This is a genomic window from Streptomyces sp. NPDC001980 (assembly GCF_040296885.1).
GTDB lineage: Bacteria > Actinomycetota > Actinomycetes > Streptomycetales > Streptomycetaceae > Streptomyces.
Genome location: NZ_JBEOYD010000011.1, coordinates 78,300 through 99,284 on the forward strand (window position 1 = coordinate 78,300; position 20,985 = coordinate 99,284).

A 20,985-nucleotide genomic window follows, 5' to 3' on the forward strand; every position below is an offset into this window, starting at 1 on the left:
GTTCGGTGCTCGCCACCCTCGCCGTCCGGGCCTTCCGCCGTTACCTGCTCGGCCAGCTGGCCTCCAACATCGGCACCTGGATGCAGCGAGCCGCCCAGGACCTCCTGGTCCTGCAGCTGACCGGCAACAGCGGCAGGTCGGTCGGCATCGTGACCGCACTGCAGTTCCTGCCCCAGACCCTGTTCGGCCTCACCGGGGGAGTCCTCGCCGACCGCTGCCCCAGACGCAGGCTGCTGCTGGTCACCCAGACCACCATGGCGGCGCAGTCACTGCTGCTCGGCGTCCTGACCGTCACCGGCACGGTGAGCCTGCCCTCCGTCTACGCCCTGGCCGTGGCCCTCGGCACCGCCACGGCCGTGGACGGTCCCGCCCGTAACGCCCTCATATCGGACCTGGTCGCCCGCGACCAGGTGGCCGCCGCTGTCAGCCTGAACTCCGCCCAGTTCAACGTCGCCCGCATCCTCGGCCCCGCCGCTGCGGGCCTGACCGTGGCCGCCGTCGGTACCGGCCCGGTGTTCCTGGTCAACGCGGTCTCCTACCTGGCGGTCCTGTACGGGCTGTGCACCCTTCCGTCCGGTGAACTCCGCCACCCCGAACGACGCCCACCCGGCCACGAGCGCCTGACCGACGCCTTCCGCCACATCGCCACCACACCGGAACTGCTCCTGCCGATCGCGCTCATCGCCTTCGTCGGCACCTTCGGACTCAACTTCCAGGTCACCGTCTCCCTCGTGGCCGTCACCGTCTTCCACTCCGGCGCGGCGGCCTTCGGCTGCCTCTCCGCCGCCTATGCCGCGGGCGGCCTCGTCGGCGCCCTCCTCGCAGCCGGCGGGAAGCATCCGCCCACCGCACGACGGCTGATCACGGCCACGGTCGCCTTCGGCGTACTGGAGGCCACGCTGGGCCTGATGCCCGGCTACGGCACGTTCACGGCCCTGCTGGTCCCCGTCGGCTTCGCCGCGGTGATCGTCACCACGACCGCCAACGCCCTGACACAGCTGCACGTCGACCCGCACCTGCGGGGGCGTGTGCTGTCCGTCTACTTCCTCGTGCTCCTCGGCGGCACCCCCGTCGGCGCCCCCCTCGTCGGCGTTGTCTCCGACGCGCTCGGCCCCCGCTCCGCCCTGATCCTCGGCGGTGCGATCTCAGCGGCCTCCGCGCTCGCTCTTTCGGCTTGGAGCACCAAGCGGCACCGACTCGATCAGCGGCGAAAGGCGACAGGCCCGGCCGGTGCACCACTCGCTGAGACAAGCGACACATGGGCCGGTGGAGCGGCGAGGCCCTGACCTGCCGCGGGGCGAGTGATACGCACGGTGGCAGTCAGGATGTGTTCAGGTTCCAGCTGGCACAGTCGGCCACTATGACCGATGAAACGTCTGATAGCCCGGTGCTTCCAGAGGCGGGCATCCGCCGGCGAGGAAACCAGCGGCGGGCCGGCGAACAAGCGGCTGAGACGGGCTCACACCACTTCTCCGGAACCGGATGGACGGGGATCCCGGAATTCCGGCGAATTTTAAGACCGGGATTCGCAATGGCTCGATGACTTCTTTGGGCCGGCCAGGGAACGGGGGGCATCCGGCCGACCGGCATGTCTCTCCACCTCGGCGGCCCCCAGCAGCGGGATCAACGCCTTCGTAGTGCCTCCCTGCCTGGACGGGTTTGACGAGCAATCGAAGTCGTACCGCAGCCCTGCGGATCTGAGACTGCGCCTGGCCATGCATTTCCAGAAAATTACCGTTCCGCAGACGTGAGGGACGCCCCTCCGCGCTGCCACTCGTTCCTTGCGAGGATCACATGACAACTGCGACGACGCCGGACGGCCTTCGGGCGCCTGCCAAGCAGATGCTGAACAAGGTTCCCGAAGTCACGATCTGGTTCTGGATCATCAAGATCCTGTGCACCACGGTCGGCGAAAGCTTCGCCGACTGGATCAATATGAACCTCGGCGTCGGCCTGATCAACACGGCATTGATCTTCACCGTGGTGCTGGCAGGCGCCATGGGCTGGCAACTCAGCACCAAACGCTACGTCCCGTTCGTGTACTGGCTCGCCGTCGTGGTGGTGAGCGTGACCGGCACCCTCTACACCGACATCCTCACCGACAGCCAGGGCGTTCCCCTCGCGTTGAGCAGCAGCGTCTTCGCCGGCCTCCTGGCCGTTGTCTTCGGGATCTGGTACGCCCGCGAGCGGACCCTGTCGGTCCACACCATCACCACCCGTCCCCGCGAGCTCTTCTACTGGCTCGCGGTCCTGGTCACCTTTGCCCTCGGCACCGCGACCGGCGACTGGACCCTGGAACTGACCGGCTGGACCGCGGGTGTCTCCGTGTTCCTGCCCCTCGGGCTGATCGTCGCGATCATCCTCGGTTGGCGCCTCGGCGCCAACGCGGTGCTCTCCTTCTGGCTGGCCTACATCCTCACCCGCCCGCTCGGTGCCAACCTCGGCGACTGGCTCGGCTCGCCCAGCGGCGACGGCGGCCTGGGTCTCGGCACCGCGGTGACCAGCGTGATCTTCCTGGGCGCGATCCTCGCCACGGTCGTGTACCTCACGGTGAGCCGCAGCGATGTCATCGAGACCCACGATCTCGCTCATGCCCCACAGGCGCTGAACCCGGCGCGTGAGCGGATCATGCTCGGTTACTACGCCGTCGTGGCGGTCGCAACCGCGGCGCTTCTCGTCTGGGCACACCACCAGCCCCACGCGGCTGCGGCCAGTGAGGAAGACGCCCCCGCACCGGTAACCGCCCATCTCACCCCGAAGCAGGCGACGTCGCCGTTCCCTCCGGCCGAGATCGCGACGTTCCGCACGATCGCAGCCGACACCCTGGCCAAGCTCAATTCGGGCGACCAGTCGGCCGCGACCACCCGAGTCACCGACCTCGAAACCGCTTGGGACAAGGACCAGTCCGCCCTCGAGCCCAAGAGCGAGCAGTCCTGGCACTTCCTCGACGGTGAGATCGACCAGGTCCTCACGGCGCTGCGCGCTCCGAGCCCCGACAAGGCCACCGAGGTCAAGGCACTCAACACCCTCCTCACCTCGCTCGGCTGACCAGGTACGACGACGGACTGCCCCGACGCATCCCAGGTGCCGGGGCAGTCGGCGGGCCGAGCCGGACTCGGGGCACGGACCGCCGGCAGCCGTGGCCGCCGGCACCGGAAGCCGCGGCAGGGGCTGATGCCGGGCGACGGCTCGTTCTTGGCCGGGCGGTTGCATGCGTTTTGCGAGTGCGACTTACTCTTACAGCTTGTAGGAGTTTCCAGGGAGGGTGTCGGCGTGTCCGGGTCAGGCCCCCAGGAGGCACCCGGCGGACGGTCTCGCGGCGATGGCGGGGCCGTGTCCTTGGTTGAGGAGTGGAGAGAATGAGCGAACACCGGCGCCGATCGTCGGGGAGGACCGCGCCGTCCGGCTCTGACGGTATGCCGTACGGCGGCCGGGCCGCGGCACGCAGGGCTGCCCAGGCCCAGGCCCGGGGCGGGCGCGCCCGCCGTGCGGGCGGCCCGCGACGTGCGGACGCCGGACGTTCCGGTCGGCGCCGCCTGATCGACTATCCGCGGGCGGGCAGACGCGGCCTGCGGCGGTGGCTGCCCTCCTGGAAGCTGGTCTCCGGCACCTTCCTGCTGTTCGTCGGCAGCCTGCTGGGCCTGTTCGGCTACGCCTACGCCACGACGACGATCCCCGGCGCGAACCCCAGTACGCAAGCGCAGAGCAACACCTACTACTGGTCGGACGGCTCGGTCATGGCCACCCAGGGGTCGACCAACCGGCAGAACGTCGATCTCGCCCAGGTCCCGAAACTGGTCCAGTGGGACTTCCTCGCCGCGGAGAACGCCACCTTCTACTCCGATCCGGGCATCGACACCCAGGGCATGCTCCGCGCCGTCTACCACATGGCCACGGGCGGTGAGGTGCAGTCGGGGTCCACCGTCACCCAGCAGTTCGTGAAGAACACCTACCTCAGCCAGGACCAGTCGGTCACCCGCAAGCTCAAGGAGATCATGATCTCCCTGAAGATCGGTGGCCAGATGTCCAAGCAGGACATACTGCAGGGCTACCTCAACACCTGCTACTACGGCCGGGACGCCTACGGGATCGAAGCCGCGGCCCGTACCTACTACCACGTGCACGCCTTCCAGCTGAACGTCAGCCAGGGGGCGTTCATCGCCGCCACGGTCAACGAGCCGAGCCTGCTGATGCACGCCGACACCGACCCGCAGGCCAAGGCCCAGGCCAAGGCGCGCTGGAAGTACGTGCTGGACCGGATGGCCAAGATCCACCAGATCACCGACGCCCAGGAACAGCACTACCTGGCGTCGGGGTTCCCCACGCCCAAGCCGTACTCGCCGTCGGCGGGAATGTCCGGGCAGACCGGTTACCTGGTGCAGGCCGCGCAGAAGTACGTCGAAGCCCACGCCTCCCTCACGGACCAGCAGCTGGGGCGCGGCGGCTACCAGATCTACACCACCTTCGAGAAGAAGAAGGTGAACGCGCTGTCGGCGTCCGTCGCGGCGATGGAGCACCGGCACCTCGACCCGCAGCACCGCTCGGCCGACAAGGACGTCCAGGTCGGCGCGGCGTCGATCAGTCCGTCCACCGGCGCGATCGTGGCGCTGTACGGCGGGGCCGGCTGGAACAAGGGGCACTGGACGGACAACGCGGACGCGACCGGTGTGCCGGTCGGCTCCACCTTCAAACCCGTCGACCTGGCCGCCGCCCTCGACCACGGCGCCGTCCTCTCTCCCGGGCAGCCGGCCTCACCGATCACCCCGGCCTCGAAGTTCAACGGCGACGACGGCATCACCATCAAGAACCAGCAGGGCCAGGAGCTGCCGGACTCGAACGACCCCACGGGGCTCCTGCACCAGCGCAACGACGTGTCCACGAAGTGGGGTTACATCACCCTGCGCAAGGCGATGGAGCAGTCGGTCAACACCCCCTACGTCCAGCTCGGCGAGTACGTCGGCTACGACAACGTGGAGAGCGAGGCCCTGAAAGCGGGACTCCTGCGCACGAGCCTGCAGTACGACACCCCCGGCTTCTACATCGGTACCTCCACACCGTCGGCGATCCGCATGGCAGACGCGTACGCCACCTTCGACGACGGCGGGATCCAGCACGAGCCGTACTCGGTGACCAAGGTCGTCGCCGACGGACGGCAGCTGACCGGCTTCGACAAGCCCAAGGGCACCACGGCCATGCCCGCCTCGACCGCCGACACCGTCACCGACGTCCTGCGAGACGTCGTCAAGAACGGCACCGGTACCAACGCCCAGGCACTGGGCCGCCCGGCGGCAGGCAAGACCGGTACGACCGACGACTACAAGTCCGCCTGGTTCATCGGCTACACCCCGCAACTGACCACGGCCGTGAGCATGTTCAAGGAGAACCCGAAGAACGCCGGCCTGCAGTCCATGCAGGGCGTCGGCGGCTACGCCAAGGTCTTCGGCGCCGACATGCCCACCGAGGTGTGGACCGGCTACATGACCGCCGCCCTCCAGGGACAACCCGTCCAGCAGTTCCCGCCCGCACCCCAACTGGGCCAGAGCACGGACGAATACGGCGCACCCTCGCCCACCCCCACCCCCTCCGCCACCGCACCCCAGAGCACCCCCACGGCCACCCCGACCGCACCGGCCACCCCGACCACCGCACCGTGCCACAGGCACAGGAGGCACTGCGCCGGCCCAAGTCCGACCGACACCGCCGGCACCACGACCGGCACCACCGCCGGCACCGGCGGCGGGCTGCTCGGCGGCACAACCGGCGGTAACACCTCACCCTCACCGACGACCGGCTCACCGGCCCCGGGCGTTACCCGCGGAGGGCCTTGAGCCGCGTCACGGTGGCCCGTGGGTTGCCCGCCGGTAGCAACCCCGGGCCGGTCAGTTCTCGGACAGGAGCCACCCGACGCGCAGTTCTTCCGCACCCGGGCGGAACGTCCGCATCAGTTCGGCGCGCTCGGGGTCGCCCTCGGGGAGGTTGTCGGCGAGCAGGGCCTGCGCGGCGACGGTCTGCGGCCGGGCGCCGAGCGCGGCGCGCAGGTGGAGTGAGCGGCGCAGCATCGCGATGCGCTCGGCGGGCTCCTTGTGCGGTGCGAGGTGGCGGATGATGTAGGACTCGAAGTAGCCGTCGCCGGTCCTCGTGGCGATCTCGAGAGCGGTCTCGTAGCGGGGGAGGGCGCCGGCCGGGTCCTCGTCGATGTTGTCCAGCAGGACGGCCCAGTGGTACTCGGCCCAGCCGCGCAGCTTCTCGTCGCCGCTCTCGGCCGCCGCGCGGTAGCCGGCCTCGGCCACGGCGCGGTCGTCGGGGCGGGGGGCGTACCGGAACAGCAGGCGGCTGTAGGCGAGTCGCGCCGTGAGCAGATGGGCGGTCGGCGAGGCGGGGTCGAGCGCCGCGACCGCCTTCTCGGCCTCCTCGTGACCGTCGATCCGGAAGAACCAGCGGTCGACGGCGATCTCCGCGCGCAGCTCGGGCGCGGCGTCCGGGCCCAGGGCGGCGAGCGCGGCGTCCCACTCCCCGAGCAGCAGCAGGCGACGGGCCACGTAGGTGTCATCGACTATCATGACGCCTACACTAGGAAGCGGCGATGTAGGTGGTCAAGTGCAATACGGTGACTACATTGGGAACGTGACGCGGTTGGCCGTCGAGTTGGCCAACACCGGGACCCTCGACCAGCACGGCGAACTGGCCGCAGCGTTCTTCGCCGAGCACGAGGTCACTCCGCCGCCGGACGGCGACTACGGCGAGCTGCCGGACCTCGTGCGCACGGCCCTGGCACAGTCGGTCGACGGCGCCGCCCCCGATGCCGTGCACCGCCTGCTGCGCGACTATCCGCCGGAGATGCACCTCTCCGATCACGACGGCCCCGGCAGCTGGCACATCCATTTCAGCCGCAACGGCACCCCGGCCAGGCGCTGGGTCGGCCAGCTGATCGCCGCCAAGCTCGCCCTGGTCGTGGCCGGGGATCCGGCGGTGACGCTCGGGCGGTGCGCCGCGGCCGGGTGCGGAAACTACTTCGTGGACCAGTCACGGAACCGGACGCGACGGTTCTGCTCCAACGCGTGCGCGAGCCGGACGACGGTCGCGGCCCATCGGGCCCGGGCGGCGAAGAACGCCTGAGCGCTCCGCTGGGAGCGCCGCGATGTGCCGTCCGCCGTGTGCTGACTGCGGCGCCGTCGTGGCTGGTCGCGCCCACGCGGCGGAGCCGCATATTGATACAGCCCCGCGCCTCTTCAGGGGCGTTACGTCCTCGCGCTCCTGAAGGGGGCGTCGATGGCCCGGCCGGGCCGCTGAAACCGGGAGCGGCCCTCACCTCGCGTTACGCTCGGGAACTGTGAGTGACGCGCCGCGCAAACAAGCGACAGAGGCCCCCGGGGACCCACCGGCGGAACCGGGGACCGCCCTGCGCGCCGCCGTCGTGCTTCTGGTGGCGGCCTCCGGGGCGGTGGAGACCATCTCCTTCACCGCGTTGGACCATGTCTTCGCCGGGGTCATGACCAGCAACCTCGCGCTGCTCGGGATGGCGGTCGGCCGCGCCCAGAGCACGGGTGTGACCGCGGCGGTGCTGGCGCTGGCGGGATTCGGGCTGGGCGCGGCCGTCACCGCCCGGTTCACCCGCCGGTGCGAGGGCACCGCCACGCACTGGCCGCGGCCGGTGCTGCTCTGTCTCGTCGGCGAGGCGCTCCTGCTGGCCGCGGGCGCGGTGGTCTGGGCCGTCCTGGGCGGAGCGCCGGGGCAGACGGCCCGGGACGTCCTGCAGTTCGGTGCCGCGCTGACGATGGGCATCCAGTCGGGAGCCATGGTGGCGGCCGGCCGGGCGGCGGCGCCGACCACCTATCTGACCGGCACGCTGGCCACCTACATCGTCAAGGGCGTGGGAGCAGGCCGCCCGAACCGCTGGGTGCCCGTCCGGCTGGCAGCCCTGTTCGCGGGCGCGGCGGCCTGCATGGCGGTACTGCGGGCGGCGCCGGGCTGGGCCGGAGTGCTCCCGCCGGTGCTCGTGGTGGGTGCCCTCCTCGCCGCAGGTGCTTCCGGCGGGGAGTGAGGGAGGGCCGGTCTCCTGCCGGGCCGGGCTGCCCGGGAGGCTCACCCTCGGCCTGCTTCTACTAAATTAGTAATTAATCTTGACACAGTTTCGGCCACGGGCCACAGTCGTCGCCGTGACGACGCAGGCCCGCTCCGGCAGAGCGGTCCGCGTCTCGTTCTCCTGCTTCCCAACCCCCGGGAGACGCAAGTGACTTCGCACCCGCCCGCAGCCAGACCCCCGCACCACCGGTTCACCAGGCCCGCCCTCGCGGCCGCCGTCGCGGTGGTCCTGGCCGCCACCGTGACCCCCGACGCCGTCGCGCAGACGGCAGTCGACCAAGGCGCTCCCGCCGGCTACGACAGCGGCCTCGCGCCCACGCCCTACATGGGCTGGAACACCTACTACGGGCTCGGCGCGCCCACCGAGAAGGAGGTACGCGCCGTCGCCGACAAGCTGGTCAGCAGCGGTCTGCGGGACGCCGGCTACGACATCGTGTGGCTGGACGGCGGCTGGCAGGCCGACAACCCCCGTGACGCCGAAGGCCGGCTGACGGCCAACCCGGACCGTTTCCCCTCCGGTATCCCGGCCCTCGTCTCGTACCTGCACAAACGTGGACTCCGGGCCGGTATCTACACCGACGCCGGTACCTACGACGGCGGCAAGAGCTGCGGTCTCGGCAGTCGTGGGTACTACGACCAGGACGCACGGCAGTTCGCGAGCTGGAAGATCGACGCGATCAAGGTCGACTTCCTCTGCGGGATCGGCGCGAAACTCGATCCGGGGCCCGCCTACAAGGAGTTCAGCGACGCGGTCGCCAAGTCCGGCCGCAGGATGCTGCTGAACCTCTGCAACCCGCTCACCGACGACTGGGGCCTGCCGCACACCCCCGAACAGGACGCCCACAACACCTACGTCTACGCCCCGGCGATCGCCGACTCCTGGCGCACCGGCACCGACATCGCCTGGGGCACCCCCAGTCCCGGCGAGTGGCCCAACATCCTGCGCAACATGGACGCCAACGCCTGGCACCCCGAGGCGCAGGGCCCCGGCCACTACAACGACCCCGACTACCTCATCCCCATGCGGAAGATGACCGACGGGACGTACGAGCTCACCCAGGAGGAGTCCACCACGCAGTTCGTGATGTGGGCCGAGATGGGCTCGCCGCTGATGCTGGGCTCCGACCCGCGGACGCTGTCCGACTCGATGCTCGCCACGCTCCGCAACCCCGAGATCATCGCCGTCGACCAGGACCCCCTCGCCGTCCAGGGGGTACGGGTGGCGACCGACTCGGTCGGCGACGTCTACAGCAAGGTCCTGCAGGGGCACGGGCAGCGCGCGGTCGTGCTGCTCAACCGCTCCGACCAACCGGCCCTGCGTACCGTGCAGTTCGCCGACACCGGTCTCGGCGGCCCGGTCCGGGTCCGTGACCTGCGGGCACGTGCCGACCGGGGCACGCACACCGGGTCGTACACCGTCGAGGTCCCCGCGCACGGCACCGCCTTCCTGAAGCTGACCGGCGCCGACGCCCTGCCCGGGACGGACCTGGGCGTGACGGCCACGGCGAGCCCCGCCGTGGTGAGCGACGGCTCCGCCTTCTTCCGGGGGCCGCACGGCTCGCTCGTCGAGAGGACCGGCGGGCGGACCCAGGACCTCGGCGGTCCCGCGCAGGGCAGGATCCTCGGCCAGCCCGCCGCGTACGCCTCCGCCGGCGGCCGGATCGACGTCTTCGTGCGCGGCGCCGACTCGCGGGCCTACCGGCGGGTCTACGCCGACGGCCGCTGGGGGCGCTGGCAGTCCCTGGGCGGGGAACTGACCGACGCGCCGTCCGTCGCCTTCACCGATCCCGCCCACTGGACGCTGTTCGCGCGCGGCGCCGACGGCACGGTCGTGCAGCGCGGCCCGGCGACCGGCTGGTCCTCGCTCGGCGAACCCGGGAACCGGACGGTGTACGGCCGTCCGTCCGCCGTCGTCGACGCCCAGGGGCGCGTCCATGTCGCCGTACGCACCGCCGCGGACGACGTGTGGACGCGGACACGGGACACGTCGGGGGAGTGGTCCGACTGGACCTCGCTCGGCGGGACCGTCAGCGGCAGCCCGACGCTGGTCGCCGTCGGGGACACGGTGCTGCTGTACGCGCGGGCCGCCGACTACACGCTCTGGCAGCAGCGGTACGCCGACGGCGCCTGGCAGGGCTGGAGCAAGCGGCAGGAGTTCCCGAGCGCCGCGTTCGACGGCGCGCTCGGCGCGGTCGCCGCCCCGGACGGAGCCGTGGACGCGGTCTTCCGCGGCGTCGACGGCCACGTGTACCGGACCCGATTCAACTGAACGAGGAATTCACCATGGCCAACCCCCAGACCAGCAGACGGCGTTTCCTCGCCGGACTCGGTGCCACCGGGACCGCGGCACTGCTCAGCGGCTGCGTCACCTCCACCTCCACCGGGAAGACCTCCTCGAAGGGCCCGGCGACCCTCCAGTCCAACCTCTCCGCCCCGCAGGCCAAGGCCGCGATGGAGGACCTGGTCGCGGCCTACGGCAAGAAGGGGTCCGGCAGGGCGAGCCTGAACACGGTCGCCGCCGAGACCTTCCGCACCCAGCTGCCGACCTACCTCACCTCCGCCAACCCGCCGGACGTGTACACCTGGTACCCCGGCTCGGTCGCGGACGCCTACGCCAAGAAGAACCTGCTGCTCGACCTCGACGAGGTGTGGAGCTCCTCGCCCGACCTCAAGCGGTACACCAAGGCGCTCGACTCGCTGTGCACCGCGAGCTCCGGCAAGAAGGTCTTCGTGCCCAACACCTACTACTGGTGGGGCATGTTCTACCGGAAGTCCAACTTCGCCAAGTGGGGCGTGAGCGAGCCCACCAGCTGGGACGGCTTCCTTGACCTGTGCGACAAGCTCAAGAGCAAGGGCGTCGCCCCGATCGGGCTCGGCGCCGGCGGCAACACCCCCTGGGTGGCGTCGGCCTGGTTCGACTACCTCGACATCCGGATCAACGGCGCCCAGTACCACCGTGAACTCCTCGCCGGGAAGCACCGGTTCGACGACCCCGAGGTGCGCAAGGTCTTCGACCGCTGGCAGGAGGTGCTGCCGTACTTCGACCCGAACGGCACCGCCCTCGCCTTCCAGGACGCCACGACCGCCCTGCTGGGCGGCAAGACCGGCATGATGCTCATTGGCACCTTCTTCGCCGACTCGGCACCCAAGAGCGCTCTGGACGACATCGACTTCTTCCGCTTCCCCGTCATCGACTCCAAGATCCCGCTCGCCGAGGAGGCGCCGGTCGACGGCTACTTCGCCAGCGCCCGCACCGGCCGCCGCGACCAGGTCTTCGACCTGCTGAAGTACCTCGCCACGGCCGAGGCCCAGGAGATCTACATCAAGGGCTCCTCCGGCACCGTCCTGCCCTGCAACCCGGACGCCAAGGACGCCGGCACCGCACTGGTGAAGAAGGGCCGTGCGCACGTCGCGGAGGCCGCCGAGATCACCCAGTTCTTCAACCGGGACTCCAGCGACGCCCTCCAGCCCACCGCGGACACCGCCCTGACCAAGTTCCTGGCCAAGCCGAAGCAGATCGGCGGCATCCTGACCGACTGGCAGCGCGATGCCCAGAAGATCTGGAACGCCTGACGTGGCTGTGCTGACCGCCCCCGACCGGACGTCCCCGGCCCGCCTGCCCGTCAGCGGCAGGCGGGCCCGGGGCCCCCGGCGCACCCCGCCGATGGTCCTCGCCTTCGTCCTGGTCCCGCTGCTCGCCGAGGCCGTGTGGGTGTTCTGGCCGGCCCTGCAGGGCTTCTACCTCGCCCTCACCAAGTGGGACGGCGTCTCCCCGCCGCAGTTCATCGGCCTGGACAACTTCCGGGAGATGGCCCACGACGACGTCTTCCGCAGCGCCCTCGGCCACACCGTCCTGTGGCTGGTTCTCTTCGGCGGCCTCTCCGCCGTGCTTGGCCTCGCCGCCGCGCTGCTGCTCCAGCAGGAGCGGCGCGGCGTCGGCTTCTACCGGGCCGCCCTGTTCCTGCCGGTCGTCTTCTCGCTGGTCGCCACCGCCCTCGTCTGGCAGGCGATCTACCAGCCCGACGGCGTCCTGAACCGGGTGCTGGAAGGAGTGGGCCTCGGCAGCCTCCAGCACGCCTGGCTCGCCGACCAGGACACCGCCCTGTACGCGGTGATCGTGCCCGCCCTGTGGCGCCAGATCGGCTACGTCATGGTCCTGTACCTGGCCGGCCTCAAGGGCATCGACCCGGCGCTCTACGAGGCGGCGAAGGTCGACGGCGCGAGCGCCTGGCAGCGCTTCCGGCACGTCACGCTGCCCCAACTGCGCAGTGTCAACGCGGTCGTCCTGTCGGTCATCGTCATCGACTCGCTGCGCTCCTTCGACGTCGTCTGGTCCCTCACCCGCGGCGGCCCCTACCACTCCTCCGAGCTGCTCAGCACCTACATGTACTCCACCGCCTTCCAGTCCCTGCGACTCGGCTACGGCTCCGCCCTGGCCGTCGTCATCTTCGTCCTCGCCTTCGGGGTCATCGCCTCCTACCTCGTGCGCGCCTTCCGGGAGGCCGACTGATGTCCGCCGACACCGCGGCCAACTCCACCGCACTGCGTCGCAGGCGGGCCGCCACCGCCGGATTCCACCTGGGCGCGGGCGCGTTGGCGGTGCTGTGGCTGCTGCCCATCGCCCTGGTCCTGGTGACCAGCCTGCGCTCCTTCGACGACATCGCCGCCCACGGCCTGGGCAGCCGGCCGCACTCCTTCACCCTGTCCAACTTCGGCCAGGCCTGGACCGACGGCGGCCAGCAGCAGGCCCTGATCAACAGCCTGCTCGTCACCGTCCCCTGCGTCCTGGTGACCCTGGCCCTCGCCGCAATGGCCGCGTTCGCCCTCAGCCGCTACGAACTCCCCTTCCGCCGCTCCCTGTTGCTGCTCATGCTCGGCGGCAACCTGCTCCCGCCGCAGATCCTGCTGATCCCCGTGTCCAAGCTCAGCGAAGTGATGGGCGTCTACGACACCCTGCCCGCGCTGATCGGCGTGCAGATCGGCTTCGGCGTCGGCTTCTACGTGTTCGTCCTGCACGGGTTCATGCGGTCGATCCCGGTGGAGATCCAGCAGGCGGCGGTCGTCGACGGGGCCGGACCCTGGCAGATCTTCTGGCGGATCATCCTCCCGCTGACCCGCCCCGCCCTGGCCGCCCTCAGCGCGCTGTCCTTCACCTGGATCTTCAACGACCTGCTCTGGGCGATCACCGTGCTGCGCAGCGACACCAAGATGCCGATCACCGCCGCCCTCATCGGGCTCCAGGGCCAGTACGTGTCGGAGTGGAACGTGATCGCCGCCGGGTCGGTCATCGCCGCCGCGCCCACGGTCGCCGTCTTCCTGCGCTTCCAGCGGCATTTCGTAGCCGGCCTCAACCTGGGAGCGGTCAAGTGACGTACCCGCGCTGGACCTTGCGGACAGCCAACAGCAGCTACACCGTCCGGCTGTCGCCGGACGGGCCGTGGGCCGAGCTCGACGCCTGGGGCCCGCCGGGGGTCGAGGACGGGCCGTCCGCCCTGGACTGGTCCCACCGCACCCACTTCATCACGCCCGCCGACGCGGCTCCGGCCGAGTATCTGCCGTACGGGCTGCGGCCGTTCACGGGCTCCGAGCTGGTGGCGGGTGAGGGCCGTGGCGTGTGGTGGGAGTTCGCCGGCGCGGAGGAGACGGAAGGGGCTCTTCGGCTCGCCTTCGTCGACGAGCTGATCGGCCTGCGCACGGTCCTCTGCTACGAGACCGTCCCCGGCACCGACGTGATCCTCCGCTGGGCCGAGTTCACCGCCACCACCGAACTCCGCCTGGAACGGCTCGACTCGGCCGCCATCACCGTCCCCGTCAGGGGCGCGGCCCGGCTGACGTATCTCTCCGGTCAGTGGTCGCAGGAGTTCCAGCACACCCGACTCGACCTCACCAGGGGCACGTTCACCATCGGCAGCATGCAGGGCGCGCCCGGCCACGCGTACGCGCCCTGGCTCGCCGTGCAGGACGACGAGGAGGCCGCTTACGGTGTCGCCCTCGAATGGCCCGGCAACTGGCACATCACGGCGGAGGCGGAGCCGGGCGGGACCGTCCGGATCCGGGCCGGCCGGGTCCCGCACGAGGGCGCCGTACGCATGGCTCCCGGGGAGACCCTGGTGACCCCCCGTCTCGCCTGTGCCTTCAGCCCGGACGGACTCGACGGCCTGTCCCGGGTCTGGCACCGCTACGAGCGCCGCCTCGCCGGCGACCGGCTGCACCGCCCCCGCAAGGTGCTCTACAACTCGTGGGAGGCCACCGGCTTCGACGTCGACGCGGCCGGGCAGCTGGAACTGGCGAAGGCGGCCGCGGACATCGGGGCCGAGCTGTTCGTCGTGGACGACGGCTGGTTCACCGGCCGTGCCGACGACACCGGGGGACTGGGCGACTGGTACCCGGACCCGGAGGCGTTCCCGCAGGGCTTCGACCGGTTCGTGGCCGACGTCCGTGCCCTCGGCCTGGACTTCGGCCTGTGGGTGGAGCCGGAGGCGGTCAGCCCCGGCAGCCGGCTGTACGCCGAACACCCCGAGTGGGTCTACCGCATCGACGGCCGCCCGACCCGTCTCGTCCGCAACCAGCTGCTCCTCGACCTGGGCCGGACCGACGTCCAGGACTTCGTCATCGGCACCCTCGACCGGCTGCTCGGCGACTACGGCATCGGCTACCTGAAGTGGGACATGAACCGGCCGCCCACCGAACGCGGCCGCCCCGGCGCAGGTCCCGCCGACCTGGTCGACCTGGACGCCGAGCACGTCGCCGGATACCTGCGGGTCCTCGACCACCTGCGCGCCGCCCACCCCGACGTCACCGTCGAGGGCTGCGCCGGCGGCGGCGGACGGATCGAGCACGCCACCCTCGCCCGCACCGACGTCGTCTGGCCCAGCGACAACACCGCGCCCCTGGACCGGCTGCGCATCCAGTACGGCTTCCTGCACGCCCACGCGCCGCACGTGATGAGCTCCTGGGTCACCGACGCCCCCGGCATCTTCGACCCGCGCCCGCGCAGCCTCGCCTTCCGCTTCGTCAACGCCATGTGCGGAGTCCTCGGGATCGGCGCCGACCTGCGCGCCTGGACCTCGGAGCAGCGCTCCGAGGCGGCTCGGTGGATCGCCCGGTACAAGGAGGTGCGGGACGTCGTCCACCACGGCGAGGCCCGGCTGCTCGGGACACCGGACGACCCCACCTGCGGCGTGCAGTACGACGCCGGCGACCGTACCGTCGTCGCCGCGCTCTCCACCGGCCGCCTCGACGGGGCACCGCTGCTGCCCGGCCGCCCCGCCCGGCTCCGGCTCCGGGGCCTGGACCCGGCGGCGCGCTACCGGGACGCGGCGACCGGAACGTCGTACGGCGGAGCCCATCTGCTCCACCACGGCCTGCCGTTCGCGTGGAGTGCCGAACACGATGCCGACCTGGTGGTGCTGAGGCGCCTGTAGGACGCATATGTTTCCAGCAGCTCACCCTCTAAGGAGCCCGATGGACCAGTCCGTACGACGGTACGGTGCCCGCTTCACCGGCCGCACCGCCGTGGTGACCGGCGCCGCCTCCGGCATCGGAGCCGCCACCGCCGCACGCCTCGCCGGGGAGGGCGCCGCCGTCGTGCTCGCCGACATCGCCGACGAACGCGGCCAGGCCGTGGTGGACGGGATCGAGAAGGACGGCGGCCGGGCCCGGTACGTGCACGCGGACGTCGCCGCAGAGGACGACTGGGCGCGGATCGTCACCGCCGCCCATGCCTTCGGTCCGGTCGACGTGCTCGTCAGCAACGCCTACACCGTCGAGGTCGTACCGGCCCACGAGCTGACCCTGCCGTCCTGGCAGCGGCAGCTCGCCGTCAACCTCACGGGCGGCTTCCTCGGCGTCAAGGCGGTCCTGCCCGACCTGCGCGCCCGCCGCGGCGCCGTCGTCCTCACCTCGTCGGTGCACGCCCACGCGGGCATCCCCGGCCACCCCGCCTACGCCGCGGCCAAGGGCGGCCTGCTCTCCCTGTGCGGGCAGCTCGCCGTCGAGTACGGGCCCGAGGTGCGCGTCAACGCGGTACTCCCCGGCCCGATCCTGACCGGGGCCTGGGACCGGGTGGAGCCCGCGGAACGGGAACGCAGCGTCGCCGGAACGGCCGCCCGCCGCTTCGGCACCCCCGAGGAGGTGGCCGCCGCGATCGCGTTCCTCTGCGCCGACGAGGCCTCCTACATCACCGGGTCCAGTCTCGTCGTGGACGGCGGCTGGAGCGTCGTGAAGGCCTCCGCATGATGCCCTTGGACCGGACAGTGGAAGAGAAAGGCTGTACGACATGACGCCCTACGCCCGCCGCGGTGTGCACGGCCAGACCGTGGAGGCCCTGGCGCGCCGCATCCTGGGCGGCGAGATCCCGGAAGGGGCCACGCTGGACCTGGTGGCGCTGCAGAGCGAACTCGACGTCAGCCTCACCGCCCTGCGCGAGTCCCTCAAGGTGCTCGCCGCCAAGGGCATGGTCGACGCCCGCCAGAAGCGCGGCACCTTCGTACGGGCCCGCGCGGACTGGAACCTGCTCGACGCCGACGTGCTGCGCTGGCAGTTCGAGGGCGGTCCTACGACCGGCGCGGAGCGGTCGCTGCTGCGCAACCTCGCCGAGGTCCGCGCCATCATCGAGCCGGCCGCCGTCCGGCTCGCCGCCGAGCGCCGCACCGAGGCCGACCTGCTGTCCCTGGAGACGGCCGTGGCGGCGATGGCACGAGAAGAGGCCGACCCGGGCCACGCCGTCGACGCCGACCTCGCCTTCCACCGGGCCCTGCTCGCCGCCACCCACAACGAACTGCTCGAACGCATGGAGATGGTGATCGAGTCGGGGCTGGCGCACCGCGACCGGATCGTGCACAGCTCCCCGCACAGCGAGGACCCCGTCCCCGCCCACCGCGCCGTCCTGGACGCCGTACGCGACCGCGACCCGCAGGCGGCCGAGACGGCCATGCGGGCCCTGCTCGACCAGGCGGGCCGCGACCTGGCCCGGCTCGACAGCCCCGAAGAGGGGACCGGGAGCGACGACATGGAAGGCAGCGGCGGCCGGTGAAGATCGAGCGGATAGAGACCTTCCTCGTCCCGCCGCGCTGGCTGTTCTGCCGCGTCGAGACCGACGACGGAGTGGTCGGCTGGGGCGAACCCGTCGTCGAGGGGCGCGCCGAGGTCGTCCGCGCGGCCGTGGACGTCCTCGCCGAGTACCTGGTGGGGCAGGACCCGCTGCGCATCCAGGACCACTGGCAGGTGCTCACCAAGGGCGGCTTCTACCGGGGCGGTCCGGTGCTGTCGAGCGCCGTCGCGGGCCTCGACCAGGCCCTGTGGGACATCGCCGGCAAGACCTACGGCGCACCCGTGCACGCCCTGCTGGGCGGCCCGGTGCGCGACCGGGTGCGGGTCTACGCCTGGGTCGGCGGCGACGAACCCGCCCAGCTGACCGAGCAGATATCGGCCCAGGTGGCGGCGGGCTTCACCGCGGTGAAGATGAACGCCGCCGGGGCCACCTCGCCGCTGGCGACGGCCGCGGAGACGGCGGCCGTGGTCGCCCGGGTGAGCGCCGCCCGGGACGCCCTCGGCCCGGACCGGGACGTCGCCGTCGACTTCCACGGCCGCTTCACCGCCGCCAGCGCCCGCCGCGTCCTCGCCGAACTCGCCCCGCTGCACCCGCTGTTCGTGGAGGAACCCGTCGTCCCCGAGCAGGGCCACCTGCTGCCCGGCCTGGTCACCGCGAGCCCGGTGCCGCTGGCCACCGGTGAACGCCTCTACTCGCGCGCCGAGTTCCTGCCCGCCCTCGCCGCCGGCATCGCGGTCGCCCAGCCGGACCTCTCGCACGCCGGCGGCATCTCCGAGGTGCACCGCATCGCCTCGCTGGCCGAGACCTACGGCGCCCAGCTCGCCCCGCACTGCCCGCTCGGCCCCATCGCCCTCGCGGCCAGCCTCCAAGTCGCCTTCGCCACCCCGAACTTCCTCATCCAGGAGCAGAGCCGGGGCATCCACTACAACAAGGACGCCGACCTCCTCTCCTACCTCGTCGACCCCGAACCCTTCCGCTTCGTGGACGGGCACGCGCACCGCGGTGACGCCCCCGGGCTCGGCATCACCCTCGACGAGGCGGCCGTCCGCGCGGCCGACCGCGCCGGGCACCGGTGGCGCAACCCGGTGTGGCGGCACGCCGACGGCTCCTTTGCGGAGTGGTGACCGTGCCCCTCGACGTCGTGACCGACCTCGCGCACGGCGGCCGCTGGACCTCCCTGCGACACGGCGACCGCGAATGGCTGTGGCGGCGCGAGAGCCCCGAACGGGACGGTGTCGCACCGGGCGACGCGTTCGTGGACGCCGGGGGAGTGGAGGAGTGCGTCCCGTCCGTGCGCGGCACCCCCGACCACGGGGACGCGTGGTCCCGGCCCTGGACGCGGGACGGGGGAGGTGACGGCGACGGCGAGACGGTTCGCTGCGACCGCTTCGCCCTGACGCGCACGCTGCGGGGTACGGACGACGGGGTGGAGGCCGCCTATGTGCTCACGGCCGAGCCCGGTTTCCGCTTCCTCTGGGCCGCCCACGCCCTGCTGGACCTCTCCGAGGAGGCCGTCGTGCGGGCCCGGGAGGGGGCGCCCACCCGGCTGTTCCCGGAGGCGGCGCCCCTGCTGGGCCGTCCCTGGCCGGACGGCGCCCCCTGGGTGGAGGGTGCCTGGCCGGCCCCCCGGGGGCTGCGGCTCGACCGGTTCGGGCCGGACGACGGTACGGCGGTCGGGGCCGTGGTGGACGGCGGCCGGTGCTGTGTGCACGACGGCGCGGACCGGCTCGCCCTGGCCGTCGAGGCGGACGGGCAGCCGCTGTCCGTCGCCCTGTGGCGCAACCTCGGCGGCTTTCCCGCCGGCCGGCCCTACCGCAGTACGGGCGTCGAGCCGATGCTCGGCCGCGTCTTCGACCTCGCCGACGCGGGCCCGGACGACGCCGCCCGTGTCCCCGCCTCGGGCGAGGTCCGCTGGCGGCTCACCGTGACCGCCGAATGCCGCTGCCCCTGAGCCCTGAGCCCCTGAGCCCCTGAGACACAAGGAAGGAGCCCGCTCGTGGATCTGCGAGCCGCCCTCGCCGCCCACCGTCTGCTCGCCATCGTGCGCGGCGGCGACCCGGACGCCGCCCTGCGCACCGTGCTGACCCTGGCCGAGGAGGGCATCGAGCTGATAGAGGTCTCACTGAGCGGTACGGACGCGCTCACCGTCCTCAGCCGGGCCGGCAAGGAGCTGGGCCCCGGCCGGCCGCTGGGCGCCGGCACGGTGCTGACCGCCGCCGACGCGCACGCCGCCCACCGTGCGGGCGCCGGCTTCGCGGTCACGCCCGGCCTCGGCGCGGGCGCCGACACCGCGCGGCAGCTCGGCATGCCGGTCCTGGCGGGCGTGCTGACCCCCACCGACGTGATCGCGGCGCAGGCCCGTGACGCGGCCGCCCTGAAGCTCTTCCCGGCCGCCGAGGCAGGAGGAGCGGCGTATCTGAAGGCGCTGCGCGGGCCGTTCCCCGACGCGGCGTTCGTCCCGGTCGGCGGGGTCGACGTGCCGGCCGCGCGGGCCTACCTGGCCGCCGGGGCCACCGCGGTCGGCGTCGGCTCCCCCCTCGTAGGGGACGCGGCGGACGGCGGCAGCATCACCGCCCTGCGCGACCGGGCCCGCGCGTTCCGGGCCGCCGTGCGGGAGGAGGGGCCCGCGTGACGGCCGCCTGGCGTCCGGCCCCGGGACCGGTCGTCTGCCTCGGCGAGACGATGGCCGCCCTCGCCCCCGACCCGCCCCGGCCGCTGGCGGACGCCGGGCAACTGCGGCTGTCCGTCGCGGGAGCCGAGTCGAACGTGGCCATGTACCTCGCGGACCACGGCGTCCCGGCCCACTGGCTCTCGGCCGTCGGCGACGATCCGCTGGGCCGCCGGGTGCGCGCCGCGGTCGCCGCCGCCGGGGTCGACGTGACGCATGTGCGCACCGACCCGCACCGGCCCACCGGCCTCCTCCTCAAGAACCCGGGACCGGCCGGAACCCGCGTCCACTACTACCGCACCGGCTCGGCGGCCTCGGCCCTCGGCCCCGGCCTGCTCGACGGCGAACCGCTGGGCTCGGCCGCCCTGTTGCACCTCACCGGCATCACCCCCGCCCTCTCCGCCTCCTGCCGCGCCCTGGTCACCCGGGCGCTCGCCCCGCCCGCCGCCGACCGGCCGTACGCCGTCAGCTTCGACGTCAACCACCGTGCCGCGCTGTGGCCGGACGGCACCGCGCCGACGGTGCTGCGCGCCCTCGCCGACCGGGCCGACATCGTCTTCGTGGGCCTCGACGAGGCCCAGGAGCTGTGGGGCGGCGACCTGACCGTCACCGGGCTGCGGGACCTGCTGCCCGGGCCGCGGATCCTCGTCGTCAAGGACGGTGCCCGGGCCGCGACCGCGGTGACCGCGAACGGCTTGTGCACGGTGCCCGCGCTGCGGACGGCCGTGGTGGAACCGGTCGGGGCGGGTGACGCGTTCGCGGCGGGCTTCCTGGCCGGGCTGCTGCGCGCGGAGACGCTGCCCCGTGCTCTCCGGCTCGGCCACCTCACCGCCGTCTCCGCGCTCAAGGTGACGGGGGATCACGGACCTTTGCCCGAAGCGACGGACATCGCCCGGCTGCTCGAACTCCCGGACCCGGACTGGCAGCGGTACGAGGAAGACGCCGGGACCGTTCGAAGTTAGTTAATCAAGGCGATGGAATAATCGGGGTGCCGTCGCTAGACTCGCCAGCGCGATCGGTGGGCCAGGGACGGCCTCGCCGGTCCGGCCGGGAAGGCGTTTCCAGGGCGTGGGGTGCCTGCTCGGCGAAGTGATTCCTCCTTCGTCCGTTCACCCCTGTGGCAGTCGAAGGTGTTTCCGCGGACCTCGTCTTTGCGGCGTTGGCATGGGCCAGTGTCGGCATG

17 protein-coding genes are annotated in these 20,985 nt (G+C 72.0%); 16 read left to right on the plus strand and 1 reads right to left on the minus strand.

The window, feature by feature from the left end; all coding sequences use genetic code 11:
- The first annotated feature begins 5 nt into the window (after positions 1-5).
- The 3 genes from ABT137_RS18990 to ABT137_RS19000 all read left to right on the plus strand — a co-directional run bounded on the left by ABT137_RS18990 (position 6) and on the right by ABT137_RS19000 (position 5,828).
- A complete protein-coding gene (locus ABT137_RS18990; RefSeq protein WP_351710180.1) occupies positions 6-1,286 on the plus strand; it encodes an MFS transporter in 1,281 nt (426 codons plus the stop codon).
- A gap of 508 nt (positions 1,287-1,794) precedes the next feature.
- Positions 1,795-3,048 carry a COG4705 family protein gene (locus ABT137_RS18995; RefSeq protein ID WP_351710183.1) on the plus strand — a complete coding sequence of 418 codons (1,254 nt, stop codon included), beginning with the start codon at positions 1,795-1,797 and terminating at the stop codon, positions 3,046-3,048.
- Positions 3,049-3,359: 311 nt separating this feature from the next.
- Positions 3,360-5,828: a transglycosylase domain-containing protein gene (locus tag ABT137_RS19000; protein ID WP_351710186.1), complete on the plus strand. Its 2,469-nt coding sequence runs from the start codon at positions 3,360-3,362 to the stop codon at positions 5,826-5,828.
- Between the two features lie 51 nt (positions 5,829-5,879).
- Here the strand turns inward: ABT137_RS19000 and ABT137_RS19005 are convergent, their stop codons facing one another.
- Positions 5,880-6,560 carry a hypothetical protein gene (locus ABT137_RS19005; protein ID WP_351710189.1) on the minus strand — a complete coding sequence of 227 codons (681 nt, stop codon included), beginning with the start codon at positions 6,558-6,560 and terminating at the stop codon, positions 5,880-5,882.
- A gap of 64 nt (positions 6,561-6,624) precedes the next feature.
- Between ABT137_RS19005 and ABT137_RS19010 the strand changes: the two genes are divergently transcribed.
- The 13 genes from ABT137_RS19010 to ABT137_RS19070 all read left to right on the plus strand — a co-directional run bounded on the left by ABT137_RS19010 (position 6,625) and on the right by ABT137_RS19070 (position 20,764).
- The gene (locus ABT137_RS19010; RefSeq protein WP_351710192.1) at positions 6,625-7,116 is read left to right on the plus strand and encodes a CGNR zinc finger domain-containing protein; all 492 of its coding nucleotides are present in this window, start codon (positions 6,625-6,627) and stop codon (positions 7,114-7,116) included.
- A 214-nt stretch (positions 7,117-7,330) separates the two neighbouring features.
- Entirely contained in the window at positions 7,331-8,041 is a 711-nt protein-coding gene (locus ABT137_RS19015) for a DUF1275 family protein (protein ID WP_351710195.1), read from the plus strand.
- A gap of 189 nt (positions 8,042-8,230) precedes the next feature.
- Entirely contained in the window at positions 8,231-10,351 is a 2,121-nt protein-coding gene (locus ABT137_RS19020) for a DUF8189 domain-containing protein (RefSeq protein ID WP_351710198.1), read from the plus strand.
- 14 nt (positions 10,352-10,365) lie between these two features.
- Complete coding sequence (locus tag ABT137_RS19025; RefSeq protein ID WP_351710201.1) at positions 10,366-11,655, plus strand: ABC transporter substrate-binding protein; 1,290 nt, start codon at positions 10,366-10,368, stop codon at positions 11,653-11,655.
- Between the two features lies 1 nt (position 11,656).
- Positions 11,657-12,592: a carbohydrate ABC transporter permease gene (locus ABT137_RS19030; RefSeq protein WP_351710204.1), complete on the plus strand. Its 936-nt coding sequence runs from the start codon at positions 11,657-11,659 to the stop codon at positions 12,590-12,592.
- Complete coding sequence (locus ABT137_RS19035) at positions 12,592-13,452, plus strand: carbohydrate ABC transporter permease (RefSeq protein ID WP_351710207.1); 861 nt, start codon at positions 12,592-12,594, stop codon at positions 13,450-13,452. The genes ABT137_RS19030 and ABT137_RS19035 overlap by 1 nt, the downstream gene beginning before the upstream one ends.
- The gene (locus tag ABT137_RS19040; protein WP_351710210.1) at positions 13,449-15,506 is read left to right on the plus strand and encodes an alpha-galactosidase; all 2,058 of its coding nucleotides are present in this window, start codon (positions 13,449-13,451) and stop codon (positions 15,504-15,506) included. The genes ABT137_RS19035 and ABT137_RS19040 overlap by 4 nt, the downstream gene beginning before the upstream one ends.
- Positions 15,507-15,546: 40 nt before the next feature.
- Positions 15,547-16,320 (plus strand): SDR family NAD(P)-dependent oxidoreductase, encoded by a 774-nt coding sequence (locus ABT137_RS19045; RefSeq protein ID WP_351710213.1) that lies wholly within the window; start codon positions 15,547-15,549, stop codon positions 16,318-16,320.
- Between the two features lie 40 nt (positions 16,321-16,360).
- Positions 16,361-17,116, plus strand: coding sequence for a FadR/GntR family transcriptional regulator (locus ABT137_RS19050; protein ID WP_351710216.1), 756 nt, complete (start codon positions 16,361-16,363; stop codon positions 17,114-17,116).
- Positions 17,113-18,258 (plus strand): galactonate dehydratase, encoded by a 1,146-nt coding sequence (dgoD, locus tag ABT137_RS19055; RefSeq protein ID WP_351710218.1) that lies wholly within the window; start codon positions 17,113-17,115, stop codon positions 18,256-18,258. The genes ABT137_RS19050 and dgoD overlap by 4 nt, the downstream gene beginning before the upstream one ends.
- Complete coding sequence (locus ABT137_RS19060; RefSeq protein WP_351710221.1) at positions 18,255-19,085, plus strand: hypothetical protein; 831 nt, start codon at positions 18,255-18,257, stop codon at positions 19,083-19,085. Before dgoD ends, ABT137_RS19060 begins: the two co-directional genes overlap by 4 nt.
- Positions 19,086-19,130: 45 nt before the next feature.
- Entirely contained in the window at positions 19,131-19,766 is a 636-nt protein-coding gene (locus tag ABT137_RS19065; RefSeq protein WP_351710224.1) for a bifunctional 4-hydroxy-2-oxoglutarate aldolase/2-dehydro-3-deoxy-phosphogluconate aldolase, read from the plus strand.
- Complete coding sequence (locus ABT137_RS19070) at positions 19,763-20,764, plus strand: sugar kinase (protein ID WP_351710227.1); 1,002 nt, start codon at positions 19,763-19,765, stop codon at positions 20,762-20,764. Before ABT137_RS19065 ends, ABT137_RS19070 begins: the two co-directional genes overlap by 4 nt.
- Positions 20,765-20,985 lie beyond the last annotated feature (221 nt).

Excerpts from the sequence above, each read along its gene's own strand:
- ABT137_RS18995 (WP_351710183.1), top strand. The coding sequence starts at position 1,795 with ATGACAACTGCGACGACGCCGGACGGCCTTCGGGCGCCTGCCAAGCAG.
- ABT137_RS19000 (WP_351710186.1), top strand. The coding sequence starts at position 3,360 with ATGAGCGAACACCGGCGCCGATCGTCGGGGAGGACCGCGCCGTCCGGC.
- ABT137_RS19005 (WP_351710189.1), bottom strand. The coding sequence starts at position 6,560 with ATGATAGTCGATGACACCTACGTGGCCCGTCGCCTGCTGCTGCTCGGG.
- ABT137_RS19025 (WP_351710201.1), top strand. The coding sequence starts at position 10,366 with ATGGCCAACCCCCAGACCAGCAGACGGCGTTTCCTCGCCGGACTCGGT.
- ABT137_RS19035 (WP_351710207.1), top strand. The coding sequence starts at position 12,592 with ATGTCCGCCGACACCGCGGCCAACTCCACCGCACTGCGTCGCAGGCGG.
- ABT137_RS19045 (WP_351710213.1), top strand. The coding sequence starts at position 15,547 with ATGGACCAGTCCGTACGACGGTACGGTGCCCGCTTCACCGGCCGCACC.
- ABT137_RS19050 (WP_351710216.1), top strand. The coding sequence starts at position 16,361 with ATGACGCCCTACGCCCGCCGCGGTGTGCACGGCCAGACCGTGGAGGCC.